General features: G+C 59.7%; 26 protein-coding genes. 9 read left to right on the forward strand and 17 right to left on the reverse strand.

All coding sequences use genetic code 11. The features are described 5' to 3' along the window. Positions 1-46: 46 nt before the first annotated feature. From pheT to pyk, 11 genes are all read right to left on the reverse strand, one after another. Positions 47-2,443, reverse strand: a complete 2,397-nt coding sequence (gene pheT, locus ACP15V_RS04800; protein WP_424942529.1) for a phenylalanine--tRNA ligase subunit beta — start codon at positions 2,441-2,443, stop codon at positions 47-49. 50 nt (positions 2,444-2,493) lie between these two features. Continuing rightward, positions 2,494-2,916, reverse strand: coding sequence for an ASCH domain-containing protein (locus tag ACP15V_RS04805; protein ID WP_424942530.1), 423 nt, complete (start codon positions 2,914-2,916; stop codon positions 2,494-2,496). Then, entirely contained in the window at positions 2,913-3,074 is a 162-nt protein-coding gene (locus ACP15V_RS04810) for a hypothetical protein (RefSeq protein ID WP_424942531.1), read from the reverse strand. The genes ACP15V_RS04805 and ACP15V_RS04810 overlap by 4 nt, the downstream gene beginning before the upstream one ends. 82 nt (positions 3,075-3,156) lie before the next feature. Beyond that, the gene (locus ACP15V_RS04815; protein WP_424942532.1) at positions 3,157-3,711 is read right to left on the reverse strand and encodes a hypothetical protein; all 555 of its coding nucleotides are present in this window, start codon (positions 3,709-3,711) and stop codon (positions 3,157-3,159) included. After that, the gene (gene pheS / locus ACP15V_RS04820; protein WP_424942533.1) at positions 3,708-4,781 is read right to left on the reverse strand and encodes a phenylalanine--tRNA ligase subunit alpha; all 1,074 of its coding nucleotides are present in this window, start codon (positions 4,779-4,781) and stop codon (positions 3,708-3,710) included. The genes ACP15V_RS04815 and pheS overlap by 4 nt, the downstream gene beginning before the upstream one ends. Positions 4,782-4,897: 116 nt before the next feature. Further along, positions 4,898-6,133 (reverse strand): RNA polymerase sigma factor, encoded by a 1,236-nt coding sequence (locus tag ACP15V_RS04825; RefSeq protein ID WP_424942534.1) that lies wholly within the window; start codon positions 6,131-6,133, stop codon positions 4,898-4,900. A 6-nt stretch (positions 6,134-6,139) separates the two neighbouring features. Then, positions 6,140-6,490 (reverse strand): YciI family protein, encoded by a 351-nt coding sequence (locus ACP15V_RS04830; RefSeq protein ID WP_424942535.1) that lies wholly within the window; start codon positions 6,488-6,490, stop codon positions 6,140-6,142. A 158-nt stretch (positions 6,491-6,648) separates the two neighbouring features. Beyond that, complete coding sequence (rplT, locus tag ACP15V_RS04835) at positions 6,649-7,011, reverse strand: 50S ribosomal protein L20 (protein ID WP_191287591.1); 363 nt, start codon at positions 7,009-7,011, stop codon at positions 6,649-6,651. A gap of 14 nt (positions 7,012-7,025) precedes the next feature. Continuing rightward, on the reverse strand, positions 7,026-7,226 hold the full coding sequence (gene rpmI / locus ACP15V_RS04840; RefSeq protein WP_424942536.1) for a 50S ribosomal protein L35: 201 nt from the start codon (positions 7,224-7,226) through the stop codon (positions 7,026-7,028). Between the two features lie 153 nt (positions 7,227-7,379). Continuing rightward, entirely contained in the window at positions 7,380-7,604 is a 225-nt protein-coding gene (locus ACP15V_RS04845; RefSeq protein WP_424942537.1) for a hypothetical protein, read from the reverse strand. A gap of 31 nt (positions 7,605-7,635) precedes the next feature. Further along, a complete protein-coding gene (gene pyk, locus ACP15V_RS04850; protein WP_424942538.1) occupies positions 7,636-9,084 on the reverse strand; it encodes a pyruvate kinase in 1,449 nt (482 codons plus the stop codon). 292 nt (positions 9,085-9,376) lie between these two features. On the opposite strand from pyk, the gene ACP15V_RS04855 reads away from it, so the two are divergent. The 5 genes from ACP15V_RS04855 to ACP15V_RS04875 all read left to right on the forward strand — a co-directional run bounded on the left by ACP15V_RS04855 (position 9,377) and on the right by ACP15V_RS04875 (position 12,127). After that, complete coding sequence (locus ACP15V_RS04855) at positions 9,377-10,129, forward strand: N-formylglutamate amidohydrolase (protein WP_424942539.1); 753 nt, start codon at positions 9,377-9,379, stop codon at positions 10,127-10,129. 80 nt (positions 10,130-10,209) lie between these two features. Further along, a complete protein-coding gene (locus tag ACP15V_RS04860; RefSeq protein WP_424942540.1) occupies positions 10,210-10,542 on the forward strand; it encodes a 5-carboxymethyl-2-hydroxymuconate Delta-isomerase in 333 nt (110 codons plus the stop codon). Positions 10,543-10,554: 12 nt separating this feature from the next. Next, complete coding sequence (locus ACP15V_RS04865) at positions 10,555-10,884, forward strand: DUF1244 domain-containing protein (protein WP_424942541.1); 330 nt, start codon at positions 10,555-10,557, stop codon at positions 10,882-10,884. Next, the gene (locus ACP15V_RS04870; protein WP_424942542.1) at positions 10,881-11,330 is read left to right on the forward strand and encodes a hypothetical protein; all 450 of its coding nucleotides are present in this window, start codon (positions 10,881-10,883) and stop codon (positions 11,328-11,330) included. The genes ACP15V_RS04865 and ACP15V_RS04870 overlap by 4 nt, the downstream gene beginning before the upstream one ends. Further along, the gene (locus tag ACP15V_RS04875; RefSeq protein WP_424942543.1) at positions 11,324-12,127 is read left to right on the forward strand and encodes a trypsin-like peptidase domain-containing protein; all 804 of its coding nucleotides are present in this window, start codon (positions 11,324-11,326) and stop codon (positions 12,125-12,127) included. Before ACP15V_RS04870 ends, ACP15V_RS04875 begins: the two co-directional genes overlap by 7 nt. Positions 12,128-12,186: 59 nt before the next feature. On the opposite strand, the gene ACP15V_RS04880 is transcribed toward ACP15V_RS04875, so the two are convergent. Continuing rightward, positions 12,187-13,041, reverse strand: coding sequence for a D-amino-acid transaminase (locus tag ACP15V_RS04880; RefSeq protein WP_424942544.1), 855 nt, complete (start codon positions 13,039-13,041; stop codon positions 12,187-12,189). A 134-nt stretch (positions 13,042-13,175) separates the two neighbouring features. On the opposite strand from ACP15V_RS04880, the gene ACP15V_RS04885 reads away from it, so the two are divergent. After that, positions 13,176-13,622, forward strand: a complete 447-nt coding sequence (locus tag ACP15V_RS04885) for a DMT family transporter (RefSeq protein WP_424942545.1) — start codon at positions 13,176-13,178, stop codon at positions 13,620-13,622. A 16-nt stretch (positions 13,623-13,638) separates the two neighbouring features. On the opposite strand, the gene dgcA is transcribed toward ACP15V_RS04885, so the two are convergent. Together dgcA and dgcN are read right to left on the reverse strand one after the other, a co-directional pair. Further along, positions 13,639-14,604, reverse strand: a complete 966-nt coding sequence (gene dgcA, locus ACP15V_RS04890; protein ID WP_424942546.1) for an N-acetyl-D-Glu racemase DgcA — start codon at positions 14,602-14,604, stop codon at positions 13,639-13,641. 84 nt (positions 14,605-14,688) lie between these two features. Further along, positions 14,689-15,690 (reverse strand): N-acetyltransferase DgcN, encoded by a 1,002-nt coding sequence (gene dgcN, locus ACP15V_RS04895; RefSeq protein ID WP_424942547.1) that lies wholly within the window; start codon positions 15,688-15,690, stop codon positions 14,689-14,691. 295 nt (positions 15,691-15,985) lie between these two features. Here dgcN and ACP15V_RS04900 point away from each other — a divergent pair, with 295 nt between their 5' ends. After that, a complete protein-coding gene (locus tag ACP15V_RS04900) occupies positions 15,986-16,945 on the forward strand; it encodes an L-malyl-CoA/beta-methylmalyl-CoA lyase (RefSeq protein ID WP_424942548.1) in 960 nt (319 codons plus the stop codon). Positions 16,946-17,121: 176 nt separating this feature from the next. Then, on the forward strand, positions 17,122-17,541 hold the full coding sequence (locus ACP15V_RS04905) for a hypothetical protein (RefSeq protein ID WP_424942549.1): 420 nt from the start codon (positions 17,122-17,124) through the stop codon (positions 17,539-17,541). A gap of 38 nt (positions 17,542-17,579) precedes the next feature. Here ACP15V_RS04905 and ACP15V_RS04910 read toward each other — a convergent pair whose 3' ends face one another. Continuing rightward, entirely contained in the window at positions 17,580-18,407 is an 828-nt protein-coding gene (locus ACP15V_RS04910) for an AraC family transcriptional regulator (protein WP_424942550.1), read from the reverse strand. A gap of 172 nt (positions 18,408-18,579) precedes the next feature. Here ACP15V_RS04910 and ACP15V_RS04915 point away from each other — a divergent pair, with 172 nt between their 5' ends. Then, on the forward strand, positions 18,580-19,545 hold the full coding sequence (locus ACP15V_RS04915; protein ID WP_424942551.1) for an acetyl-CoA carboxylase carboxyltransferase subunit alpha: 966 nt from the start codon (positions 18,580-18,582) through the stop codon (positions 19,543-19,545). 46 nt (positions 19,546-19,591) lie between these two features. On the opposite strand, the gene ACP15V_RS04920 is transcribed toward ACP15V_RS04915, so the two are convergent. Continuing rightward, positions 19,592-20,209 carry an HAD-IA family hydrolase gene (locus ACP15V_RS04920; protein ID WP_424942552.1) on the reverse strand — a complete coding sequence of 206 codons (618 nt, stop codon included), beginning with the start codon at positions 20,207-20,209 and terminating at the stop codon, positions 19,592-19,594. A 24-nt stretch (positions 20,210-20,233) separates the two neighbouring features. Next, positions 20,234-20,839 carry a pyridoxamine 5'-phosphate oxidase family protein gene (locus tag ACP15V_RS04925; protein ID WP_424942553.1) on the reverse strand — a complete coding sequence of 202 codons (606 nt, stop codon included), beginning with the start codon at positions 20,837-20,839 and terminating at the stop codon, positions 20,234-20,236. Positions 20,840-20,878: the final 39 nt, after the last annotated feature.

Consider the following 20,878-nt stretch of genomic DNA (forward strand, 5'->3'; position numbering starts at 1 on the left):
GCCCGGCGCTGCCGCCGGGACAGGTTTTTATGGGCGGTTGGCGCGATCAGCCGCGCAAGGTGCCGCCGGTGGCCTTCTCCACCTTCTGGACAATCTTCTGGCTCACCGCCTCAATATCCTTGTCGGTCAGCGTGGCGTCTTTGGGTTGCAGACGCACGGTGATGGCGAGCGATTTCTTACCTTCGCCCAGCGACCCGCCGATGAATTCGTCAAAGACGTTCACATCGGTGATCAAGGCCTTGTCGGCCCCTGCGGCGGCGTTCACCAGATTGATGGCTTCCACATCGGCGTCCACCACAAAGGCGAAATCCCGTTCGACCGGTTGCAGATCCGACGCGCCCAGCGCCGCACGGCCCGTGCCTTTGGCTTTCGGGAACGGCACCTTTGCCAGATGCACGGCAAAGGCCACAACCGGGCCTTTCACGCCCATCTCATCGATGGTTTTCGGGTGCAATTCGCCGAACGCGCCAAGGATGTTTTTCGGCCCCAGACCCAGCTTGGCCGAACGACCCGGGTGCCACCACGCGTTCATGTCGCGCACGAAGGTCAGCTTGGCGGGGGCACCGATGGCGTTCAGCACCGCCTCGACATCCGCTTTCGCATCATAGGTATCCACCGGGCGGCGCGCACCAAACCGGTCGCGCGGGCCGGTGTGGCCCACGAGGATCCCGGTGACCATCTGCTCATATTCATCCGGCTCGCCTCCGTGGAACACGGGGCCAACTTCAAAAAGCGCCAGATCCATGAAACCCCGCGCCTGATTGCGGGCAGCGGCCTGCAAGAGACCCGGCAGCAGCGAGGGGCGCATATGGCTCATCTCGCTGGAAATCGGGTTCGCGAGGGCAACATCATCGCCACCGGTGCCGAACCGCGCGGCACTTGCCTGATCAATGAAGCTGTAAGTCACACATTCGTTGTAACCCAAGGCCGCCACGGTGCGCCGCGCAATGCCTTCGCGCTTTTGCATCGGCGTCAGGATTGCCTTGGGCACACCCACATGGGTCCGCGGCAGCGGCTTGCCCACCAGCTTCGTCAGGGACGCGACACGGGCCACTTCTTCGACCAGATCGGCCTCACCCAGCACATCAGGACGCCAGCTCGGCACATGGGCCATGTCACCCTCCAGCGTGAAGCCCAGAGCGGTCAGGGTCGCGCGTTGCTCATCGGCAGGAATGTCCATCCCCACCAGCGACTGCACCCGGTCGGTGTCAAGCTTGTAGGCGCGCGCCACATCCGGCACTTCGCCTGCGGTCACAACCTCCGATGCCTCGCCCCCGCAGAGATCAAGGATCATCTGGGTCGCGGCTTCAATCGCCTGCGCGTTATAGGCCGGGTCAATGCCACGTTCATTGCGATAGCGCGCGTCGGAGTTGATTTTCAGCGCACGGCCGGTTTTCGCGATCTGGATCGCGTCCCAGACAGCGGCCTCAAGAAAGACATTGGTGGTCTCTTCCGTGCATCCGGTGGGCAGGCCACCCATAATGCCACCGATGCTTTCCACACCCTCGGCATCCGAAATCACAACGGCGCCCTCGGGGAAGGTGTATTCCTTCTCATCCAGCCCCATCAGGGTCTCTCCCCCTGCCGCGCGATGCACGCGCAGGTCACCTTTGACCTTGTCGGCGTCGAACACGTGCAGCGGGCGGTTCATGTCATAGGTGAAGAAGTTGGTGATATCGACCAGCGCCGAAATCGGGCGCAGCCCAACCGCTTTTAGTCGCGCCTGCAACCATGCGGGAGAAGGGCCGTTTTTCACGCCTTTGATCAGGCGGCCCATGAAGACAAGCGCCTCGTCACGCGTGTCCTCATCAATGGTCACGTTGATCGGGCTGGGGCCATTGCCCTCGACTTTATGCTCTTTCAGGGGCTTCAGCGTACCAAGCCCCCGCGCCGCCAGATCCCGCGCAATGCCGCGCACGCCCAGCGCATCGGGGCGGTTCGGGGTGATCGCAATCTCGATCACCGGGTCGACCTTGGTCGGGTCATTGGCGGCGAGCCAGTCGACAAACCGTTCGCCCACTTCACCCGAAGGCAGTTCGATGATCCCGTCATGCTCGTCCGACAGCTCCAGCTCGCGCTCGGACGCCATCATGCCGTGGCTTTCAACACCGCGGATTTTGCCCACCGAGAGCGTCACGTCGATGCCGGGCACATAGTCGCCGGGCTTGGCCAGCACCACGGTGATGCCCTCGCGCGCATTCGGCGCGCCGCAGACGATCTGCTTTTCGCCCTCATTGGTCTGAACCGTACAGACCCGCAGACGATCGGCATCCGGGTGTTTTTCTGCGTGCGTCACCTTGGCCAGCGTGAACGCCCCCAGACGATCCATCGGGTTGGTGATCTCTTCGACCTCCAGCCCCAGATCGGTGCAGGCCTCGGCAATCTCTGCGACCGAGGCTTCGGTGTCGAGGTGGTCTTTCAACCAGGAGAGTGTGAATTTCATGTTCGTATCCTCAGTCGTCTGCCCTGACGGCGTTCCTTCATGGCCCCGGCTTAGCGGTCGGCCAAATCCTCAATCAGTTCGAAATGCTCAAACACGAGCATCATGTTCGGGTCAAACCCGCCATTGCGGGCGAAATAGGCTTCGTGCCCTTTGCGCCACCCGGCCAGGTCGTCATCTTCGCCTTCCGCCAGCGCCATCTCTTCGGTCACGTCGCAGAAACGGATTTCCTCGACCTTGGTGGTTTTGATCACCAGAGCGGGGGTGCCATCCCAATTGGCGGCAATATCGGTGCGGCCCACCACGGGCATCGCTTCGGGTTCGTCTTTGAAATCGGCCAGCGCGCCGCAGGTGGCGCGTTTCTTGCCCGCGCGGACAAGGTCGATCAGGCGTTTGGACAATTCGGCGCTGTCGCCAAACTTGAACGTGCCCGCACCGGGATAGGTGACCTGCAGGTCTTCCATCTCATCGCTCATGTCTTGTCCCCTTTGTCCGCCGTGTCCGACGATGTGGATGTGTCATCGCTGTCCGCGTTCTCCATCGACTGATCAATCGACCGCGCCAGCCCGCGCATGCCCCAGAGGACAAGCAGACCCATCGCCAGAACCACAATGACATTCATCCAGATCGGCATTAGGAAAGGCTCCCGGTGTTACGACGCACTTTGGCATTAGCAGTGGTGTCGAGGTGGTCTTTCAGCCAGGAGATAGTAAACTTCATTGGGTTACTCCCGTTGATCCGATTGCAATATGGGCGAACACCGTAATCGCAAATACAATAGTTAGTCGCCAGAGCCATTGAGTACAGAAATCAAGCGTGTATTCGCGGAAAGCCACCTCAGAAATGTAGATCATTTCCTCTCGGTCATTCCAGAACTCTTCCGTCGCTTTATGTGGCTGGTAGCCCGTCATCTCCAGACCCGGAATGTGGTAAAGACACCGGATACAACCTAGTGCCAAGACCAAGTAACCAATGAGCTCGATGACAAGTATGGCCTTCTCAAAGTTGGATTCAGCAAAACCCGCCAGAAGCAATCCAATCGCGGCAATCATCATCGAGATATGTTGCAAGTAGGCCGCTGACTTTGTCTCAATTCGACTCAGGATGCTCCACGAAATCGCCAAAACCGGACGTTCATCCCGCTTTGAAGAACGCTCAAGGCGATTCTGAGTGAGGACATACGTTTGCTCGTCGACACTGGCGATACCCCGCAGTGAATCCCATAGCCTTTTAACGCGCAAATGACTGGCGTCTGGGTATAGGTTCTTCACCTACTCAACCCCCCGCGCATGGTCGGCACGTCCAGCGAGCTAAAGCCATAGTGGCGCAGCCAGCGCAGGTCTGAATCGAAGAAGGCGCGCAGGTCGGGGATGCCGTATTTCAGCATGGCCAGACGGTCGATGCCGAGGCCAAAGGCAAAGCCCTGCCAGTCGTCAGGGTTCACGCCCGCCGCAGACAGCACTTTTGGATGCACCATGCCGCTGCCCAGAATTTCCATCCAATCGTCACCCTCGCCGAGCTTCAGCGTGCCACCTTCCCAGGAACAGCGAATGTCGACCTCGGCCGAGGGTTCGGTGAACGGGAAATGCGAGGCGCGGAAGCGCAGTTCGATGCCGTCGATTTCGAAAAACGCGCGGCAGAACTCCTCCAGCGTCCATTTCAGGTTTGCCATGGAAATGTCGCGGTCAATCGCCAGCCCTTCGACCTGATGGAACATCGGCGTGTGGGTCTGGTCGTAATCCGAGCGGTAGACACGGCCCGGCGCAATCACCCGAATGGGCGCGCCAGTCTTCTCCATCGCGCGGATCTGTACCGGCGAGGTATGGGTGCGCAGCACGTGCGGCGGGCGATCATCGCCCTCATCGCGGTGCATGTAGAACGTGTCAAACTCCTGCCGCGCGGGATGGTGCGGCGGGATATTCAGGGCGTCGAAATTATACCAATCGCTTTCGATCTGCGGCCCTTCGGCCACCGAAAAGCCCATGTCGCCAAAGATCGCGGAGATCTCTTCGGTGACTTGGCTGATCGGGTGAATGCTGCCTTGGCGCTGCGGGCGACCCGGCAGGGTCACGTCCAGCCATTCGGTGCGCAGACGTTCATCCAGCGCCGCGTCGGCCAGCGCAGATTTCTTGGCGGAAATGGCCGAGTTGATCTCGTCCTTCAGCGCGTTCAGCTTCGGGCCCATGATCTGGCGTTCTTCGGGCGTCATCTTGCCCAGTTCGCGCATTTTCAGGGCCACTTCGCCCTTCTTGCCCACGGCCTGCACGCGGATATCCTCAAGTGCGGCCTCATCCGCGGCCCCGGCCACGGCATCGATGTATTTCTGCCTCAGATCGTCCATCTTCGTCCCTTGGTTTTCTGCCAACGCCGTCGCGCCGGATCACCCCCGGGATCGCCCCGGTTTGCACCCTGCCGTGCTACCCATTGGGGCGCGAAAACGCAAGTATGGTTGGGGGATCACAGGGGCAAAGCCGCCATTCGCCGGGTCAGGAAGGTCTTTTCCGCATCAGAGGTCGCGAGCGTGATGGCTTGGCGGTAGTGACAAGCGGCCTCTTCTGCGCGATCCAGACGCGCCAGCAGGTCCGCCCGGCAGGCGTGAAACGGTTGATAGCGGGCGAGCCCCGCATGGGTGGGCAACCCGTCCAAGAGGGCCAGTGCGGCGGCGGGGCCTTTGAGGTACGACAGCGCCACCGCCTTGTTGATATAGACTACCGGGTTGGCGTGCCGGGCCAGCAACAGGTCATAAAGCGCCACGATCTGCGCCCAGTCGGTGGCGGCAAAATCAGGGGCCTCGGCATGGACCGCGCTGATCGTGGCCTGAAGCGCATAGGGGCCGGGTGACCCCGTGCCCAGCGCCTGTTTCACCAGCGCGATGCCTTCGCGAATGCGGGTCTTGTCCCAGCGGGCGCGGTTTTGCACCTCCAGCGGGACATAGGCGCCGTCTTCATCCAGACGGGTCAGTCGGCGGCTGTCCCCCAGCAGCATCAGGGCGAGCAGAGCTTTCACCTCAGCGTCGTCAGGCAAAAGCCCCATCAGGATGCGCGCCAGCCGGATCGCTTCGCCCACCAGATCGGCGCGGGTAAGGGCCGCGCCATTGGAACGGAAGCCTTCATTGAAAATAAGATAGATCACCCGGAGCACCGCATCGACGCGGTGGGGCAGATCTTCTGTCTCGGGGATTTTGAACGGAATGCCCGCCTGTCGGATTTTCTGTTTGGCACGGGTCAGGCGGGCGGCCATAGTTTCGGGCTTATCCAAGAAGGCCGCCGCAATTTCCGCGGTGGTCAGCCCGCCGATGGCACGCAGGGTGAGCGCGGTGCGGGTCTTTTCCTCCAACGCCGGGTGGCAGCAGGTGAAAATCAATTCCAGACGATGATCAGGGATCACGCCCATATCCGCCCCTTCATCTGATCGTGTCTGATCCAGCCATAGCGCAAGTTCCGCTTCGTTGCTGCTGGCGGTCTGGACCCGCCGCAACCGATCCAACGCTTTGCGCCGGGCCACGGTCAACAGCCAGGCATCCGGGTGGCGCGGCAGAGATTGCGGCCAGCGGGAGAGCGCCTCGACCACGGCGTCCTGCAAGCTGTCTTCGGCCAGTGCATAATCGCCCAGCCGGGCGGTCAGCGCGGCAAGGATGCGCCCCCAGTCTTCGCGGATCAAACGATCAATACGGGCCTCAACCGGGGGCGTCATCAGGGATCAGTCGAAGATCATCACCGGGCGCACCTCAACCCGGCCGTAGGCTGCATCCGGGATCTTGGCGGCATAGTGCAGCGCCTCATCCAGATCTTTGCAATCGAGGATGTAAAATCCGCCCAACTGCTCTTTTGTTTCAGCAAAGGGGCCATCGACCACCTCGGTTTTACCCCCCCGAACAGAGACGGTGGAGGCGGTCGACACGGGCTGCAGCGCATCCCCCGAGAGCATCTTACCCGCGTCCTGAACCTCTTTGGTGAAGTCCACATAGCCCTGCATATAGGGGCCAAACTCTTCGGTTCCGGGCTGGGGGCCATTGTCTTCGGCGTTATAAATCAAAAGCATGTATTGCATTGGGTTTCCTTTCAGTAAATGGGAAAGGTCTAGGGCCTTTCTATGTACCAGACGTTTGAGAAACGGCCAAATCGACATCACCAAGTGCTTTTCGGTCAAAAAAGAAAAAAGCCGCAGGGTTTCCCCTACGGCTTTGATCTTAAAGCATGGTGCTTGGCTTAGGCCAGAGCAGCTTTTGCTTTCTCGACGATAGCGCCGAACGCGTCCGGTTCGTGCACGGCCAGGTCGGCCAGCACTTTGCGGTCTACTTCAACACCGGCCAGGTTCAGGCCGTTGATGAAGCGCGAATAGGTCAGGGCTTCGTCATGCGAACGCACAGCTGCGTTGATCCGCTGGATCCACAGAGCGCGGAAGTTGCGCTTGCGGTTCTTGCGGTCGCGGGTTGCGTATTGGTTCGCCTTGTCGACGGCCTGGCGCGCAACCTTGAAGGTGTTTTTGCGGCGACCGTAATAGCCTTTTGCGGCCTTGACGACTTTTTTGTGACGGGCGTGAGTTGTGGTTCCACCTTTAACGCGGGACATATTCTATACTCCTCTTAGCGGTCGTAGGGCATATAGCCCTTGACGATCTTGGCGTCGGGGGCGGACAGGGTGGTGGTGCCACGGGCGTTGCGGATGAATTTCTTGGTCCGCTTGATCATGCCGTGCTGTTTACCAGCTTGCGAAGCAATGACCTTGCCTGTTGCGCTCACCTTAAAGCGCTTCTTGGCGCTCGATTTGGTCTTCATCTTGGGCATTTCCGTCTCCTTACTTGGGTTCGGTTCGGACGCGACTCGGCATGCCACATAAGCCGGGCGCGCATGAAGTGCCGCATATAGAAGGGATTCCCACCTATGGCAAGGGGTTTTGGAAGGTCTTTTCAACGGCCCTGACCGCGCGTGTCAGCCGGATCAGTTGATCACACGGCCAATGACGCGCAGAAAGACATCGGGCACCTGCTCGATCGTATAACCACCGGGCTGGCGTGTCACAGCCGTGAACACCAAAACCCCGCCAATCAACAGCGACACTGCCGCCGCCCTGGGGGCATGACCATCCAGGATGGCACTAAGAATGGACGGAATCGTCAGCACCAGCACAACGACCCCGATCACAAGGAAAACATCATTGGTCATTATATTGCCCTTAGGTCAATCAATGGGATGATTATTCCTGATCTGTCGAGAAAATCAACCGTTCGTCGCAGGGGGCGACGCGCAAGATATTGGTGGTGCCGGGCACATTGAAGGGCACGCCGGCGGTGACCACAATCTGGTCCTGCTCTGAAGCAAACCCTGCCGAGCGCGCGGCGCGGGCGGCAGAAACCACCGCCGCTTTAAACCGTTCCACTTCGCCGGGGGTGACAAAACAATTGGTGCCCCAAGACAGGCACAGGCGGCGCGCGGTGCCCTTTAGAGGGGTCAGCGCGATGATCGGCACGCGCGGCCGTTCGCGGGCGGTCAACAGGGCCGTGGTGCCCGATTGGGTAAAGCAGCAGATCGCCTTGATGTCGGTGGTTTCCGCAATTTCACGTGCGGCGGCCACGATCGCGTCGTTGACACCGCTACGCGACGCCACCCGCTGTGCCTCGGCCTGATCGCGATAGGTGTCGTCATGCTCCACCTCGATGGCGACCGCGTTCATGGTCGACACGGCCTCAACCGGATAGGCCCCGGCGGCACTTTCTGCCGACAGCATCACCGCGTCGGTCCCGTCATAGATGGCGTTGGCAACGTCCGACACCTCGGCGCGGGTGGGCATCGGGCTTTCGATCATGCTCTCCAGCATCTGGGTGGCCACAATCACCGGCTTGCCGGCCCGGCGACAGGCCGTGATCAGGCGTTTCTGAATCGGCGGCACGGCGTGAACCGGCAGTTCCACCCCAAGATCACCACGCGCCACCATAATCCCGTCGGAGGCTTTGAGGATCTCGGCAAAGGCATTCACCGCTGCGGGTTTCTCAATTTTCGATAAAACGGCGGCGCGGCCATCGGCCAGCGCACGCGCCTCTTCCACATCCTCGGGGCGCTGCACAAAGCTGAGCGCAAGCCAGTCAACACCCAGCTGACAGGCAAATTCCAGATCTGCCTTGTCCTTTTGCGACAGCGCCGCCAGCGGCAGCACCACGTCGGGCACGTTCACCCCTTTGCGATCGGAAATCGTGCCGCCCACTTCGACCAGGCAATTGGCATGGTCAGCGCTGCAATCTTCCACCCGCAAGCGCAGCTTGCCGTCATTGACCAGCAGGGTTGAACCCGGTTTGAGCGCCGCGAAAATCTCGGGGTGTGGCAGGCACACCCGGTGGCTTTCGCCCGGCGTGTCCTCCAGATCAAAGCGGAAGGTCTGTCCTTCTTCGATCTCGGTTGCCCCGGCGGCAAACACACCACAGCGAAGTTTCGGCCCCTGAAGGTCGGCGAGAATGGCAATGGGGCGCTCCAGATCCTTCTCGACCTGACGCACCATGGCGTGGCGCGCGCGCTGTTCGTCATGGGTGCCGTGAGACATGTTCATCCGAAAGACATCTGCCCCCGCCTCGAACAGGGCGCGGATCGTGTCGTAATCATTGGAAGCAGGTCCAAGCGTGGCCACAATTTTTACATTTCTTTGGCGTCGCATGCTCTGTTCCTTTTTACGTATCGTCATCTGTCAGGGGTTCTATAGCCAGTTTTGCCACGATGTGAAATGAATTGTTAGCGCTCACAGTCAAATCAATGCGCCAGAGAACTGGTACTTTTCCCCACACTGTCTTAAATGCCTTTGATCGAACAAAAGCGTTTCGGAATCAAACTGAGGCTCATGTTTCTTCCGAAACGCCCACAACATTGATATCTCTTGCAGCGTTTCGGTTGCCCCCTATGACAGGTTGAAACCAAAACGCTTTTGATGACAGGCGGATGACAAACAAGCCATGAAAGACACGGTTTTGCACGACGCTTATGAAATCATTGGGGAAACGCGGGCGGGGCGTTGGTTGATCAGCTGCGATCATGCCTCAAACCGGGTGCCCGCCTGTGTGAACAACGGTGATCTGGGCCTGCCGGACGCGGACATGAACCGTCACATCGCCTATGATGTGGGGGCCGCCGGTGTCAGCCGTCATCTCTCACGCCTTCTGGACAGCCCCGCCATTCTGTCACGGTTTTCGCGTTTGGTGATTGACCCGAACCGGGGCGAAGATGACCCGACCGTTTTGATGAAGCTTTATGACGGGACGATTATCCCTGCCAACCGCCACGCGGATGCGGCCGAGCGTGAACGTCGGTTGGCCACGTACCATCGCCCCTACCACACTGCCATGGCAGAGCTTTTGGCCAGTCGTGACGCCCCGGTGCTGCTGGCGATGCACAGCTACACACCGCAACTTGTGGGTCGCGAACCCCGCCCCTGGCATATCGCGGTTTTGCATGACAAGGACAGCCGGGTCGCCACGCCGCTGTTGGAGCGGCTGGAGGCCGAAGGGGAATGGTGTGTGGGCGAAAACGAACCCTATGGCGGGCACCTCGATGGGGACAGCATTGACCGGCAGGCGTTGAAACTCGGCATTCCAAACGTGCTGATCGAGATCCGCAATGACCTGATCGAAACCGAACCCCAACAGGTTTGGTGGGCCGAACGGCTTGCCCCGATCCTGAGTGACGTGCTTGAGGAAAGCGGGTTGTAAGGGGCGTTGCCCCTCGGCCCCCCTCTTCGAGTGCGGCCTCACCCCAGGATATTTGTAACCAGAAAATAAGGGCGCGCGGAATGCCACATATCAGGATTGAATATGCCGGGACGCCGGACGTGATGCAGCCCGTTTGCGAGGCCGTGTTTGACGCGCTGGCGGAACATGCGGCGATCCCCCATCCGGAGAGTTTGAAGGTGCGCGCGCTGCGGTGTGAGGCGCATCGAATTGGTACCGAACCGGGCAGCTTTGCCCATGCGCATCTGGCGCTGTTGCCCGGACGCAGTGAGGCGGTGAAGACCGAGCTTGCGCAGCTGATCCTGACGGTGATGCGCAGGCTTCTGCCGGATGTGGGCAGCCTGTCGGTTGACGTTTCGGACCTCAGCCCATCCTATGTGAAAGACGTTTTGTAAATGGAGCCCAAGATGGACGACCAGACCCGCATCGAACTTGAAGCCGCCGCCTTTCGGGCGCTGCGCGAACATCTGATGGAAAAGCGCACCGATGTGCAGAACATCGACATGATGAACCTGGCCGGGTTCTGCCGCAACTGCCTGTCGCGCTGGTATCAGGAAGCCGCGAACGCGCGCGGCATCGACATGGACAAGACCCAGGCACGCGAGATTTTCTATGGCATGACCATGGACGAATGGAAGGCCAACTATCAGACCGATGCCAGCCCTGAAAAGCAGGCGGAGTTCAAGGTGGCCTTTGCCGAAAACGTGGGTGATGACATGGGTAAAGACAAGGCGTGACCCGCACGCTTTTGATCCTCGCGGCCCTGTCCGCCGCGCTGACGGTGGCCGGGTTTTATTACCACCCCGCGCTTGGCGTGTTCATGCTGGGCGGCATGGTTTTGGTCGGCGTTTCAATCTGGAATGGCGGGCAGAAAATGCTGGCGCTGTATCGGGCGCGCGAAGGCGAGGATTTTTCGACCTTCTTCGCCGCTTTGCCCAGCGCGGATCCGACCGTGATCCGGGCGGTTTATGACGAGATCCAAACCACTTGCTCGTCCCCCAACCATCCCCTGCCGCTCCGCCCCACCGACCATGTGATCGACGATCTGATGCTGGATCTGGAGGAGCTGTTTGCCGAGGTCCTACCGCGGATCATCGCGCGGGTCGGGCGGGGGTCACCAGAGGGGCTAACGGATCTGACGGTTGGCGGGATTGTGGGGCATTTGGCGCATCACAGATGTTAGATCTGGGAAGTCAAATAAATCAGGCATCGGTACGGATTACGGCATATAGGCAGTATGACGATGGTTTACGCCACCCCAACACTTCAACCTCAACCGGATTTTGGTGGTCGCACAACGAGGAACTTTACCTAATAACCAACTGGCACTGCGTGACTGGAAAAAACAACGACACTAGCAAAGATCTCGGCTCCTTTGCGCCGTCACACCTTTCACTAAGCTATAAAAGTTTTACTGACCTTAATCGATCCAAACGCGCAATCTATGGGCAATCATCAACTATCCCCTTGTTCGATTCAGATTACAAGCGGAACTGGATTGAGCATCCAGATGGCCAATCAATTGATTTGGTTGCAATCCCTTGCAAAATTGAGCTTCCACACTCGCGAACCATCCAGACACTAAACAATATAGAGTTTGAAGACCGCTATGAACCGAAGCTGGGAGATGACTGCTTTATTGTTGGTTACCCTGAGGGTTTCGTTGGCGAATTTGTCACCCCGATTTGGAAGCGCGGGTCAATAGCATCGGACCCAAATTTCAACCATGAAGGTAGGCCAATGCTGCTTGTCGACACTCTCGGACACAAAGGGCTCTCAGGCTCGCCGGTTATCGTTCGCTCAAGCGGCATTCACATCCCCAACGGAGGGACCGAAATTACATCAGATACCGTATTCGGTGAATGGTACACTTTTTTGGGTGTATATTCGGGTAGAGTATCAAACGAAGGCATAGGCGCGCAACTTGGTCGCACTTGGAAAGTTCGTTTGATAGCAGATCTATTTGAAGCATCAGCTTAGACAATGAAAAACCCCGCGCCTTTTTGGCGCGGGGTTTTCTTCACATATAATCGCCCCGATCACACCGCCTTTTTCAGGCTCTCATCCAGGTAAATCTCGCGCAGGCGGGCCATGACCGGGCCGGGTTCGCCGGTGCCCACCTTCACGCCGTCCACCTCAACCACCGGCATCACAAAGGCCGAGGCCGAGGTGAAGAACGCCTCATCCGCCTGTTGCGCCTCTTCGATGGTAAAGCTGCGCTCTTCCACTTCCATCTGCGCCTCGCGGGCAAAGCGCAGCACGGCGGCGCGGGTGATGCCGTGCAGGATGTCGTTTGACAGCGCGCGGGTGATGATCTTGCCGCCCTTGACGATATAGGCGTTGTTCGACGTGCCCTCGGTCACGTAACCATCCTCGACCAGCCACGCGTCATCGGCACCAGCCGCCTTGGCCATCATCTTGCCCATCGACGGGTACAAAAGCTGCACAGTTTTGATGTCGCGACGGCCCCAGCGGATATCGTCGACCGAGATCACCTTGACCGGTTTCACCGTCTCAGCCAGACCCGGCTTGTTCTGGGTGAACAGAACCACGGTTGGCTTGACCTTTTCGGCATCCGGGAACACGAAATCCCGGTCGCTGTCCGCCCCGCGCGAGATTTGCAGGTAGACCAGACCTTCGTCGATGCCGTTTTCCTTCACCAGATTACGGTGCACCTCCAACAGGTCCTCTTTCGAAATCGGGTTTTCAATACCCAACTCGTCCAGCGAACGTTGCAGGCGCACCGCGTGACCGTCGAAATCAATCAGCTTGCCGCCCAGAACCGACGTCACCTCGTAGACCGCGTCAGCAAACAGAAAGCCCCGGTCAAAGATCGAAACATGGGCCTCGGTCTCGGGCAGATAGTCACCATTCACATAAACGGTCCGGGTCATGGGTGTCTCCTCATTCGAAACGCCGCGTCACCAGGTCCTTCTTGGATTGACGGGGCGAAAGCTTGCTGTCTTGGCTGTTGTTACTTGTTTCGTCAGGACTGGCCTAACGGATGAATTGGAAAAGGGGAAGCCTTATGCCTGCCACGCAATCTGCCTTGATCATGTTGGTGGCCGGGATCGGCATCCCGGTACTGGCGGCGCTGAACGCGGCGCTGGGGCAAAGAATGGGTTCCCCCGTGGCGGCGGGGGTGATCCTGTTTCTGGTGGCATTGATCACCACGGCGGTGGTGTTTGCGGTCTCTGGCGGCTCGCTCAAGGGCGCGATTGGCGCGCCGCCGCATCTGTTCCTCGGCGGTTGCCTTGTGGCGTTTTACGTCCTGACCATCACTTGGGTCGCCCCCACCTTCGGGGTCGGCAACGCGGTGTTTTTCGTGCTGATCGGTCAGTTGATCTCCGCGGCGATCATTGACCATTGGGGGCTGTTTGGCGCCGCGCAACACCCGCTCACGTTTGCGCGGGCGGGCGGGATCGCGGTGATGGGCGCAGGTGTGTTCCTGACCCAGATCGCCGGGCGCGGTTGAAACCACTCCCAACGGGTCAGCCCCAAAGGTCCGCAGAGGGTGGGTGTACACCCTTCTCATCAAACAACAGCGGCGCGTCCCGGTCTTCGGCCAACAAAAGCGGCCCGTCCAGATCGGTCACCACCGATCCCTGCGCGACCAAAACGGCAGGCGCCATCGCCAATGACGAGCCGACCATGCAGCCGGTCATTACCTCATAGCCCTCGGCAAGGGCGGCCTCGCTCAGGCGCAAGGCTTCGGTCAGCCCGCCGGTTTTGTCGAGCTTGATGTTCACCACATCATATTTGCCCCTAAGCCCCGGCAGGCTGCTCCGGTCATGACAGCTCTCATCCGCACAAACCGGCACCGGGCGATCCATGCCAATCAATGCGTCGTCCTCTCCAGCCGGCAAGGGCTGCTCCACCAGCCCAACGCCAAGCCGCACCAGATGCGGGGCCAGATCGGCGTAAACCTCGGCCGACCAGCCTTCATTGGCATCCACGATGATCCGCGACTTGGCCGCGCCCGCGCGCACCGCTTCCAGACGCGGCATATCATCCGGCGTGCCCAGTTTGATTTTGAGTAGCGGTCGATGCGCATTCTTCGCCGCCTGTGCCAGCATCTCGGCAGGGTCTGCCAGCGACAGCGTATAGGCGGTGATCTCAGGCCCCGGTGCGGGCAGTCCGGCCAGCTCCCAAACCCGCTTGCCAGCTTGCTTCGCCTCCAGATCCCAAAGCGCACAATCCACCGCATTTCGCGCGGCCCCCGCGGGCAGCAGGTCATATAACGTCTCGCGGGTGATGTCACCGGGCAGCCCCATGATCTCGGCCGTCACACTCTCCAGCGTCTCGTCATAGCGCGCGTAAGGCACACATTCGCCCCAGCCCTCATGCGCCCCATCGCGCACACGAACGGTCAGCACCTTCGCCTCGGTCCGTGATCCACGCGAAATGGTGAATACTTGCGCCAGCTTGAACACATCGGGGGTAACAGAAATTTCCAAGCGCCTGCCCTCTTTTTCTTGTCAGAAATATCCCTGGGGGTCTGGGGGACAGCGTCCCCCAGCCTTGCAACAAGGCATGACCTATCAGATCGCCGCCAGCGCATCCACCAGCTTGCCCGCACCATAGCGGAACGGATCGGTGGCAGGCAGGCCCATATCGGCTTCCACCTTGGCCAGATAGGCCTTGGCCTCGTCGTCCGACATGTGCTGAGTGTTCACCGAAATACCCACAACCTGGCAATCCGGGTTGGCCACTTTGGCCAGGCCCAGCGCCATATCGCGCAGCGCTTCCAGCGAGGGTTGCGTGTAGTCCGGCAGTCCGCGCATATGCGCGCGGGTCGGTTCATGTGCCAGGATCAACGCATCCGGCTGACCCCCGTGAATCAGCGCCATGGTCACGCCCGAATAGGACACGTGAAACAGCGATCCCTGCCCTTCGATGTGATCCCAGTGATCGTCGTCATTGTCCGGGGTCAAATATTCGATTGACCCGGCCATGAAGTCAGCCACCACCGCGTCCAGCGGCACGCCGTCGCCGGTGATCAGAATGCCGGTCTGACCGGTCGCGCGAAAGGTCGATTTCATGCCGCGTTTGCGCATTTCCGCATCCATGCACAGCGCCGTATACATCTTGCCCACCGAACAATCGGTGCCCACGGCCAAGCACCGCTTGCCAGTCCGCTTTTTGCCATTGGCAATCGGGTAGTCCACTTCGGGGATCCGCACGTCATGCAATTCCTGCCCAGTCGCCTCGGCCACGGCCACCAGATCAGGTTCGTCCGTCAAAAGGTTGTGCAGGCCCGACGCCAGATCAAACCCTTCCTCCAGCGCCATCACCAGCACCTTCTTCCACTCTTTCGAGATCACGCCACCGCGGTTTGCCACGCCCACCACCAGCGTCTTGGCACCCGCCGCCTTCGCCTCTTGCAAGGTCATGTCGGTCAGGCCGAGATCCGCCCCACAGCCTTCCATCCGAAACTGCCCCACGGCATTTTCCGGGCGCCAGTCGCGAATGCCGATCGCCACTTTGGCGGCCAGCTGGTCGGGCGCATCGCCCAGGAACAAAAGATACGGAGTTTTGATCATGGCCGTGGCCCTTTCCTCTTTGCGAAGCTTCGCGGTGTTAAGTAATCCCCAACGGGCATTTTCACGATTCATTGCCGCATTTTCTTGCGAAGGCACGGCAATGACCGACATTTGAACAAGATTCCCCGGCATATTGTGAAAAGCGCGCAAATTTCTTTCACCTCACTTGATTCTTGCTGTAGGATGCCCGCCACGCGGCAAAATGCTGCGACTGCAAAATCACCTTGCCAATGCGCGCGCAATTTCATAACGATTGCCCCAAGAAAATCGCAACTTCATTGCTCAGAGGTGATGCATGTCCTTCCGTATCCAACCCGCCGCCCCGGCCCGCCCAAACCGTTGCCAGTTGTTCGGCCCCGCCTCGAACACCAAGCTTTTCGCCAAAATGGCCGCGTCGGCCGCGGACGTGATCAATATTGACCTCGAAGATTCGGTGGCGCCGTCGGACAAGGACATGGCCCGCGCCAATGCAATCGAGGCGATCAACACTGTGGATTGGGGCAACAAATACATCTCGGTCCGCATCAATGGGCTGGACACGCCCTATTGGTATCGCGACGTGGTGGACCTGATGGAACAGGCGGGGGACCGGCTCGACCAGATCATGATCCCGAAAGTGGGCTGCGCGGAAGACATCTATGCGGTGGACGCGCTGGTCACCGCAATTGAGCGCGCCAAGAGCCGCGCCAAACCGATCAGTTTCGAAGTGATCATCGAATCGGCCGCCGGCATCGCCCATGTGGAAGCCATCGCCGCTGCCAGCCCGCGTTTGCAGGCGATGTCGCTGGGCGCGGCGGATTTTGCCGCCTCGATGGGCATGCAGACCACCGGGATCGGCGGCACGCAGGAAAACTATTACATGGTGCGCGAAGGCGAAAAGCACTGGTCGGACCCGTGGCACTGGGCCCAGGCCGCCATTGTCGCCGCCTGCCGCACCCATGGCATCCTGCCGGTCGACGGCCCGTTTGGTGATTTCTCGGACGATGAAGGCTATATCGCACAGGCCAAACGCTCGGCCACTTTGGGTATGGTTGGCAAATGGGCCATTCACCCGAAACAAATCGCACTGGCCAACGAGGTATTCACCCCGTCGGACGAGGCCGTGAACGAAGCGCGCGAGATCCTCGCCGCGATGGAACAAGCCAAAGCCAATGGCGAAGGTGCCACCGTTTACAAAGGCCGGCTGGTGGACATCGCGTCGATCAAACAGGCCGAGGTGATTGTGGCCCAGGCCGAGCTGATCGCAAACAGCTGATCCAGCTTCGTAAAGATACATCCTCACTTGCCCCGTCTTCTGGACGGGGCATTTTTTATGGACATCGCAGATTGGCAAGATGTCGCATTCCGTTTTGGGAATGTGAATATAAGCTGGCCTTGGATGCTGACTACATCCAACCACCAAAGGGACGCCTCGGTTTAAACGAGGTTCATATGAAACCGCTTTTCCTTGCTGCTGCGATGGCCTGCGCCATGGCCCTGCCCGCAACTGCCCAACAATCCCAACCCGCCAAAACCGGCCTGTCGCGTCCGGTGATCATGCTGACCGGTATCTTGAACAAGAATCAGGACGTGATCGGGCTGGATGCCACACAGAAAGAAGATCTGAAAAACTGGGTGGCCTCGATGCCCGCCCAGCGCAAAGCGCTGGAAGATGAAACTGTCGCGCTGCGGGCAGAGATGAAAGCCGCCATTATCAAAGGCGCCCCGGTAAAAGAGCGTCAGGCGCTGGCCGAAAAAATCGGCGCAAACGAGACAAAGCTGGTGATGATGCGGTCAAACTGTACAGATCACTGGCGCGAGGTTCTGACGCCGGAACAGTTTGCAATGCTGATCGAGATCGCCACGAAATGACAAGGCGGGGGCGGGTCACACCGCCCCTCACCACATCCTTAAGACAGGGGCAGGCAGATCTCGGTCAACAGCTCTTCCGGCGGCGTCTCGCGCGGGTCGTTGAGATATATCTCAAAGCAGGGGCTGTTGGCCGGGGTTTCACCCGATTTGGGCAACCACTCCCCATAAAGTGCGTCATAGCCGGATTTGAGCGACGCGTAGGGGCCCTTGAAGGTCAGCACCGCCACGCGTCCGCCCGGGATCTCAGCGGTTTCAAACCCGTCCGGCAGGTCATCCCCATGCCATTCCGCCCCGGCGAAGCTGCGCAACGTGTCCTCTGCCACGGCAGCCGGATCATCGAAATAGACCCCCAGCACCGGGCCGCATCGCGGCCACAGGTTGCGCGCGCCAATCATCACGCCCATTTCTTCAAACTTCTTTCCAATCAGCATATAGGCCCCTTTGTGGCTGAGGCCGATCAGTTTGCGAGCGGGCATGTCACGAATTTCAGTGGGAAACATCTGGGTCACTCCGTTTGGTTGCAGGAGAGCGGGCGCGCAAATGCGCCCCTCTTTGCGAAAGGCACCGGGGCTCATCCCATAAGAGGCGCGAAACGCCTGGGAGAAACTGCGCGGATTGGGATATCCACAATTGATGGCAATCTGATCCACCGGCGTGGTGTCACGCACCAGATGCCCTGCTGCGCGGTGCAGCCGCATCCGGCGCACGGCCTGGGCACAGGTCTCGCCCGTCATCGCGTGAAACACCCGATGCCAGTGGAACCGCGACATGGCGGCCACATCGGCCAATCGATCCAGGGACAGGTCCCCGGTGGGGTTGTCATGGATGTAGGTCAGCACCCGCACCAGACGATCTTCGTATCGCATTTGAGAAGCCCTTTTCACCTTTCCCCCTGTTCATGCCGCAAGAGGAGTGCATAAATCTTGCCGAACTGCACCCGATTTGACACCGGTCAGCACCGGTTTTCAGGGGGCACCCGTTGCAATGCCGCTTCCCAAGCGTCATATAGCTGAAAACAGGTATCAATCAGGCGTGGCCATGAAACATTATCTCGAATTTGAAAAACCGCTGGCAGAAATCGAAGGCAAGGCAGAAGAACTGCGCGCCATGGGCCGGGCCAATGAAGAGATGGATGTGGAAGGCGAGGCCGCCGCGCTGGACGCCAAGGCCGACACGCTGCTGAAAGAGCTTTATGAAAACCTGACCGCCTGGCGCAAATGCCAGGTGGCGCGTCACCCGGAACGTCCGCACTGCAAGGACTATATCGAAGCGCTGTTCACCGAATACACGCCGCTGGCCGGCGACCGCAATTTTGCCGATGACCACGCGGTGATGGGGGGCTTGGCCCGGATCGGTGACATGCCGGTGGTGGTGATGGGCCAGGAAAAAGGTCACGACACCAAATCGCGGATCGAACGCAATTTCGGCATGGCGCGCCCCGAAGGGTATCGCAAGGCCATTCGCCTGATGGATCTGGCCGACCGGTTTGGTCTGCCGATTGTGGCACTGGTCGACACCCCCGGTGCCTATCCCGGCAAAGGCGCCGAAGAACGCGGCCAGTCGGAGGCGATTGCCCGGTCGACCGAGCGTTGCCTGAACGCCAATGTCCCGGTGATTTCCGTGATCATCGGCGAAGGTGGGTCCGGCGGTGCCGTGGCGCTGGCCACAGCCAACACCGTGATGATGCTGGAACACTCGGTCTATTCGGTGATCTCGCCGGAAGGCTGCGCCTCGATCCTGTGGAAAGACGCCGAAAAGATGCGCGAAGCGGCAGAAGCACTGCGCCTGACCGCGCAGGATCTGAAGAACCTGGGCGTGATCGACACGATCATCAACGAGCCCATGGGGGGGGCGCAACGTGACCGTCAGGGGACCATCGAGGCTGTCGGCAAGGCGATCGAAGCCGAGCTGAAAGCACTGAAGGGCCGGATGAAAGGCGACGCTCTGAAAAAGGAACGCCGCGAGAAATTCCTGAAGATGGGGTCCAAGGGGTTGGCGGCCTAAGCGCCCCAAACCTCAAAGACACGAAAGGGGCCGTTTGGCCCCTTTTTTATGGAGTGTTCCCCCGGTGGTGCCGCCATAGGGCGCCAAGATCGTCGCCCGCCTGCCAATGATGGCCCGACCAACCGACCGCTCTGGCCATGTCCACATTTGCTAACGTATCATCGACCAGGAACAGCTGATCCGGCCGCGCCCCAACCCTGTCTTCCACCGCCCTGTAAAAAGCGCGTTCCGGCTTCGCCACCCCCAGATCGGCGGATGACAACATCCCGTCAGCAAAGGTGTTCAAGCCAAGGTCGTTCCACAAATACGCGCTGCGGTGCGGCTCTTGATTGGTTGCAAACCAAACCGACACACCTTCCTTTCGCAGATGTCGCAATGCCTCCAATAAGGCTTCATTCATGCGCGAATCCTTGGCGAACCAATAGGCCATCAGCTCCTGCGCCGACACATCGCTGCCGAGAGCGCGGAGCGCCTGTGACAACAGGGGTATCATCCTGGCATGCCCGGTTACGATCTGCGCCCAATGGGGGCGAAAAAACGCCTGCATCAGGTCCTTCCGCGCAATACCCAGATCCTGTTGCAGCGAGGTGGACCAATGGGCGCCATCTTCGGGCCGACCCGTGATGATTACGCCGTCCACATCCATCATAAGAACCGGGGTCATCTGGCCACATCCATTTGCCCGCGATTACCAGACAATCTTTGCGATCGGATCTGCCCAGTCCTTGTCGAAGGCAGCCCCATCATAGCTGCCAGAGCTTGCATCCCGCAACATATCCCCGGCCGTTGGCAAGTCTTTTCGCAGATCATCCCCCTGCCACAGCCGGGCACGCGCAATCGCACGAGCGCATTGGAAATAGGCCTCTTCGACGCGAACAATTGTGACGCTGCGTGGGTGGTTTCCATCCCGGTCAAACCGCCCGCACAGCGCCTCGTCCGTGGTCAGCTTGGCCCTGCCGTTGACACGCACAACAATGTCCGCACCGGGCACCATGAACATCACGGACACCCTTGGATCACGCACGATATTGCGCAGGCTGTCGATGCGGTTATTGCCGCGCCAATCAGGCAAGGCGAAGTGTTGATCATCCAGCACAGTGACCACCGGGCCGTCGTCCCCACGCGGACTGCCATCTGTGCCGTCCGGCCCGACGGTCGAGAGGATGCAGAACCTGGAGGCGGCGATCCAATCGCGATAAGCCGGGGTCAGTCGCTCCACGACTTTGACCTGCGAAGCCTTGCTGGACGGGCCGTACAGATCCTCCAGCGCATCCAATGTGTCGATGGTCTTCATGTGTGACCTCGCGTCTTTAACTTAGAAAACTAGTTTTCT

The organism is Aliiroseovarius crassostreae (genome assembly GCF_049803815.1).
Lineage (GTDB): Bacteria > Pseudomonadota > Alphaproteobacteria > Rhodobacterales > Rhodobacteraceae > Aliiroseovarius > Aliiroseovarius crassostreae_A.

Bases quoted from the DNA above. Each gene is read 5' to 3' on its own strand.
- ACP15V_RS04900 (WP_424942548.1), top strand. From the start codon at position 15,986: ATGTCCTTCCGTATCCAACCCGCCGCCCCGGCCCGCCCAAACCGTTGC.
- pheT (WP_424942529.1), bottom strand. From the start codon at position 2,443: ATGAAATTCACACTCTCCTGGTTGAAAGACCACCTCGACACCGAAGCC.
- rpmI (WP_424942536.1), bottom strand. From the start codon at position 7,226: ATGCCCAAGATGAAGACCAAATCGAGCGCCAAGAAGCGCTTTAAGGTG.
- ACP15V_RS04805 (WP_424942530.1), bottom strand. From the start codon at position 2,916: ATGAGCGATGAGATGGAAGACCTGCAGGTCACCTATCCCGGTGCGGGC.
- ACP15V_RS04865 (WP_424942541.1), top strand. From the start codon at position 10,555: ATGGACGACCAGACCCGCATCGAACTTGAAGCCGCCGCCTTTCGGGCG.
- ACP15V_RS04905 (WP_424942549.1), top strand. From the start codon at position 17,122: ATGAAACCGCTTTTCCTTGCTGCTGCGATGGCCTGCGCCATGGCCCTG.
- ACP15V_RS04860 (WP_424942540.1), top strand. From the start codon at position 10,210: ATGCCACATATCAGGATTGAATATGCCGGGACGCCGGACGTGATGCAG.
- ACP15V_RS04810 (WP_424942531.1), bottom strand. From the start codon at position 3,074: ATGCCGATCTGGATGAATGTCATTGTGGTTCTGGCGATGGGTCTGCTT.
- ACP15V_RS04875 (WP_424942543.1), top strand. From the start codon at position 11,324: ATGTTAGATCTGGGAAGTCAAATAAATCAGGCATCGGTACGGATTACG.
- dgcN (WP_424942547.1), bottom strand. From the start codon at position 15,690: ATGATCAAAACTCCGTATCTTTTGTTCCTGGGCGATGCGCCCGACCAG.
- ACP15V_RS04825 (WP_424942534.1), bottom strand. From the start codon at position 6,133: ATGACGCCCCCGGTTGAGGCCCGTATTGATCGTTTGATCCGCGAAGAC.
- ACP15V_RS04915 (WP_424942551.1), top strand. From the start codon at position 18,580: ATGAAACATTATCTCGAATTTGAAAAACCGCTGGCAGAAATCGAAGGC.
- ACP15V_RS04880 (WP_424942544.1), bottom strand. From the start codon at position 13,041: ATGACCCGGACCGTTTATGTGAATGGTGACTATCTGCCCGAGACCGAG.
- ACP15V_RS04855 (WP_424942539.1), top strand. From the start codon at position 9,377: ATGAAAGACACGGTTTTGCACGACGCTTATGAAATCATTGGGGAAACG.
- pyk (WP_424942538.1), bottom strand. From the start codon at position 9,084: ATGCGACGCCAAAGAAATGTAAAAATTGTGGCCACGCTTGGACCTGCT.
- ACP15V_RS04845 (WP_424942537.1), bottom strand. From the start codon at position 7,604: ATGACCAATGATGTTTTCCTTGTGATCGGGGTCGTTGTGCTGGTGCTG.
- ACP15V_RS04925 (WP_424942553.1), bottom strand. From the start codon at position 20,839: ATGAAGACCATCGACACATTGGATGCGCTGGAGGATCTGTACGGCCCG.
- ACP15V_RS04885 (WP_424942545.1), top strand. From the start codon at position 13,176: ATGCCTGCCACGCAATCTGCCTTGATCATGTTGGTGGCCGGGATCGGC.
- pheS (WP_424942533.1), bottom strand. From the start codon at position 4,781: ATGGACGATCTGAGGCAGAAATACATCGATGCCGTGGCCGGGGCCGCG.
- rplT (WP_191287591.1), bottom strand. From the start codon at position 7,011: ATGTCCCGCGTTAAAGGTGGAACCACAACTCACGCCCGTCACAAAAAA.
- ACP15V_RS04920 (WP_424942552.1), bottom strand. From the start codon at position 20,209: ATGACCCCGGTTCTTATGATGGATGTGGACGGCGTAATCATCACGGGT.
- ACP15V_RS04830 (WP_424942535.1), bottom strand. From the start codon at position 6,490: ATGCAATACATGCTTTTGATTTATAACGCCGAAGACAATGGCCCCCAG.
- ACP15V_RS04910 (WP_424942550.1), bottom strand. From the start codon at position 18,407: ATGCGATACGAAGATCGTCTGGTGCGGGTGCTGACCTACATCCATGAC.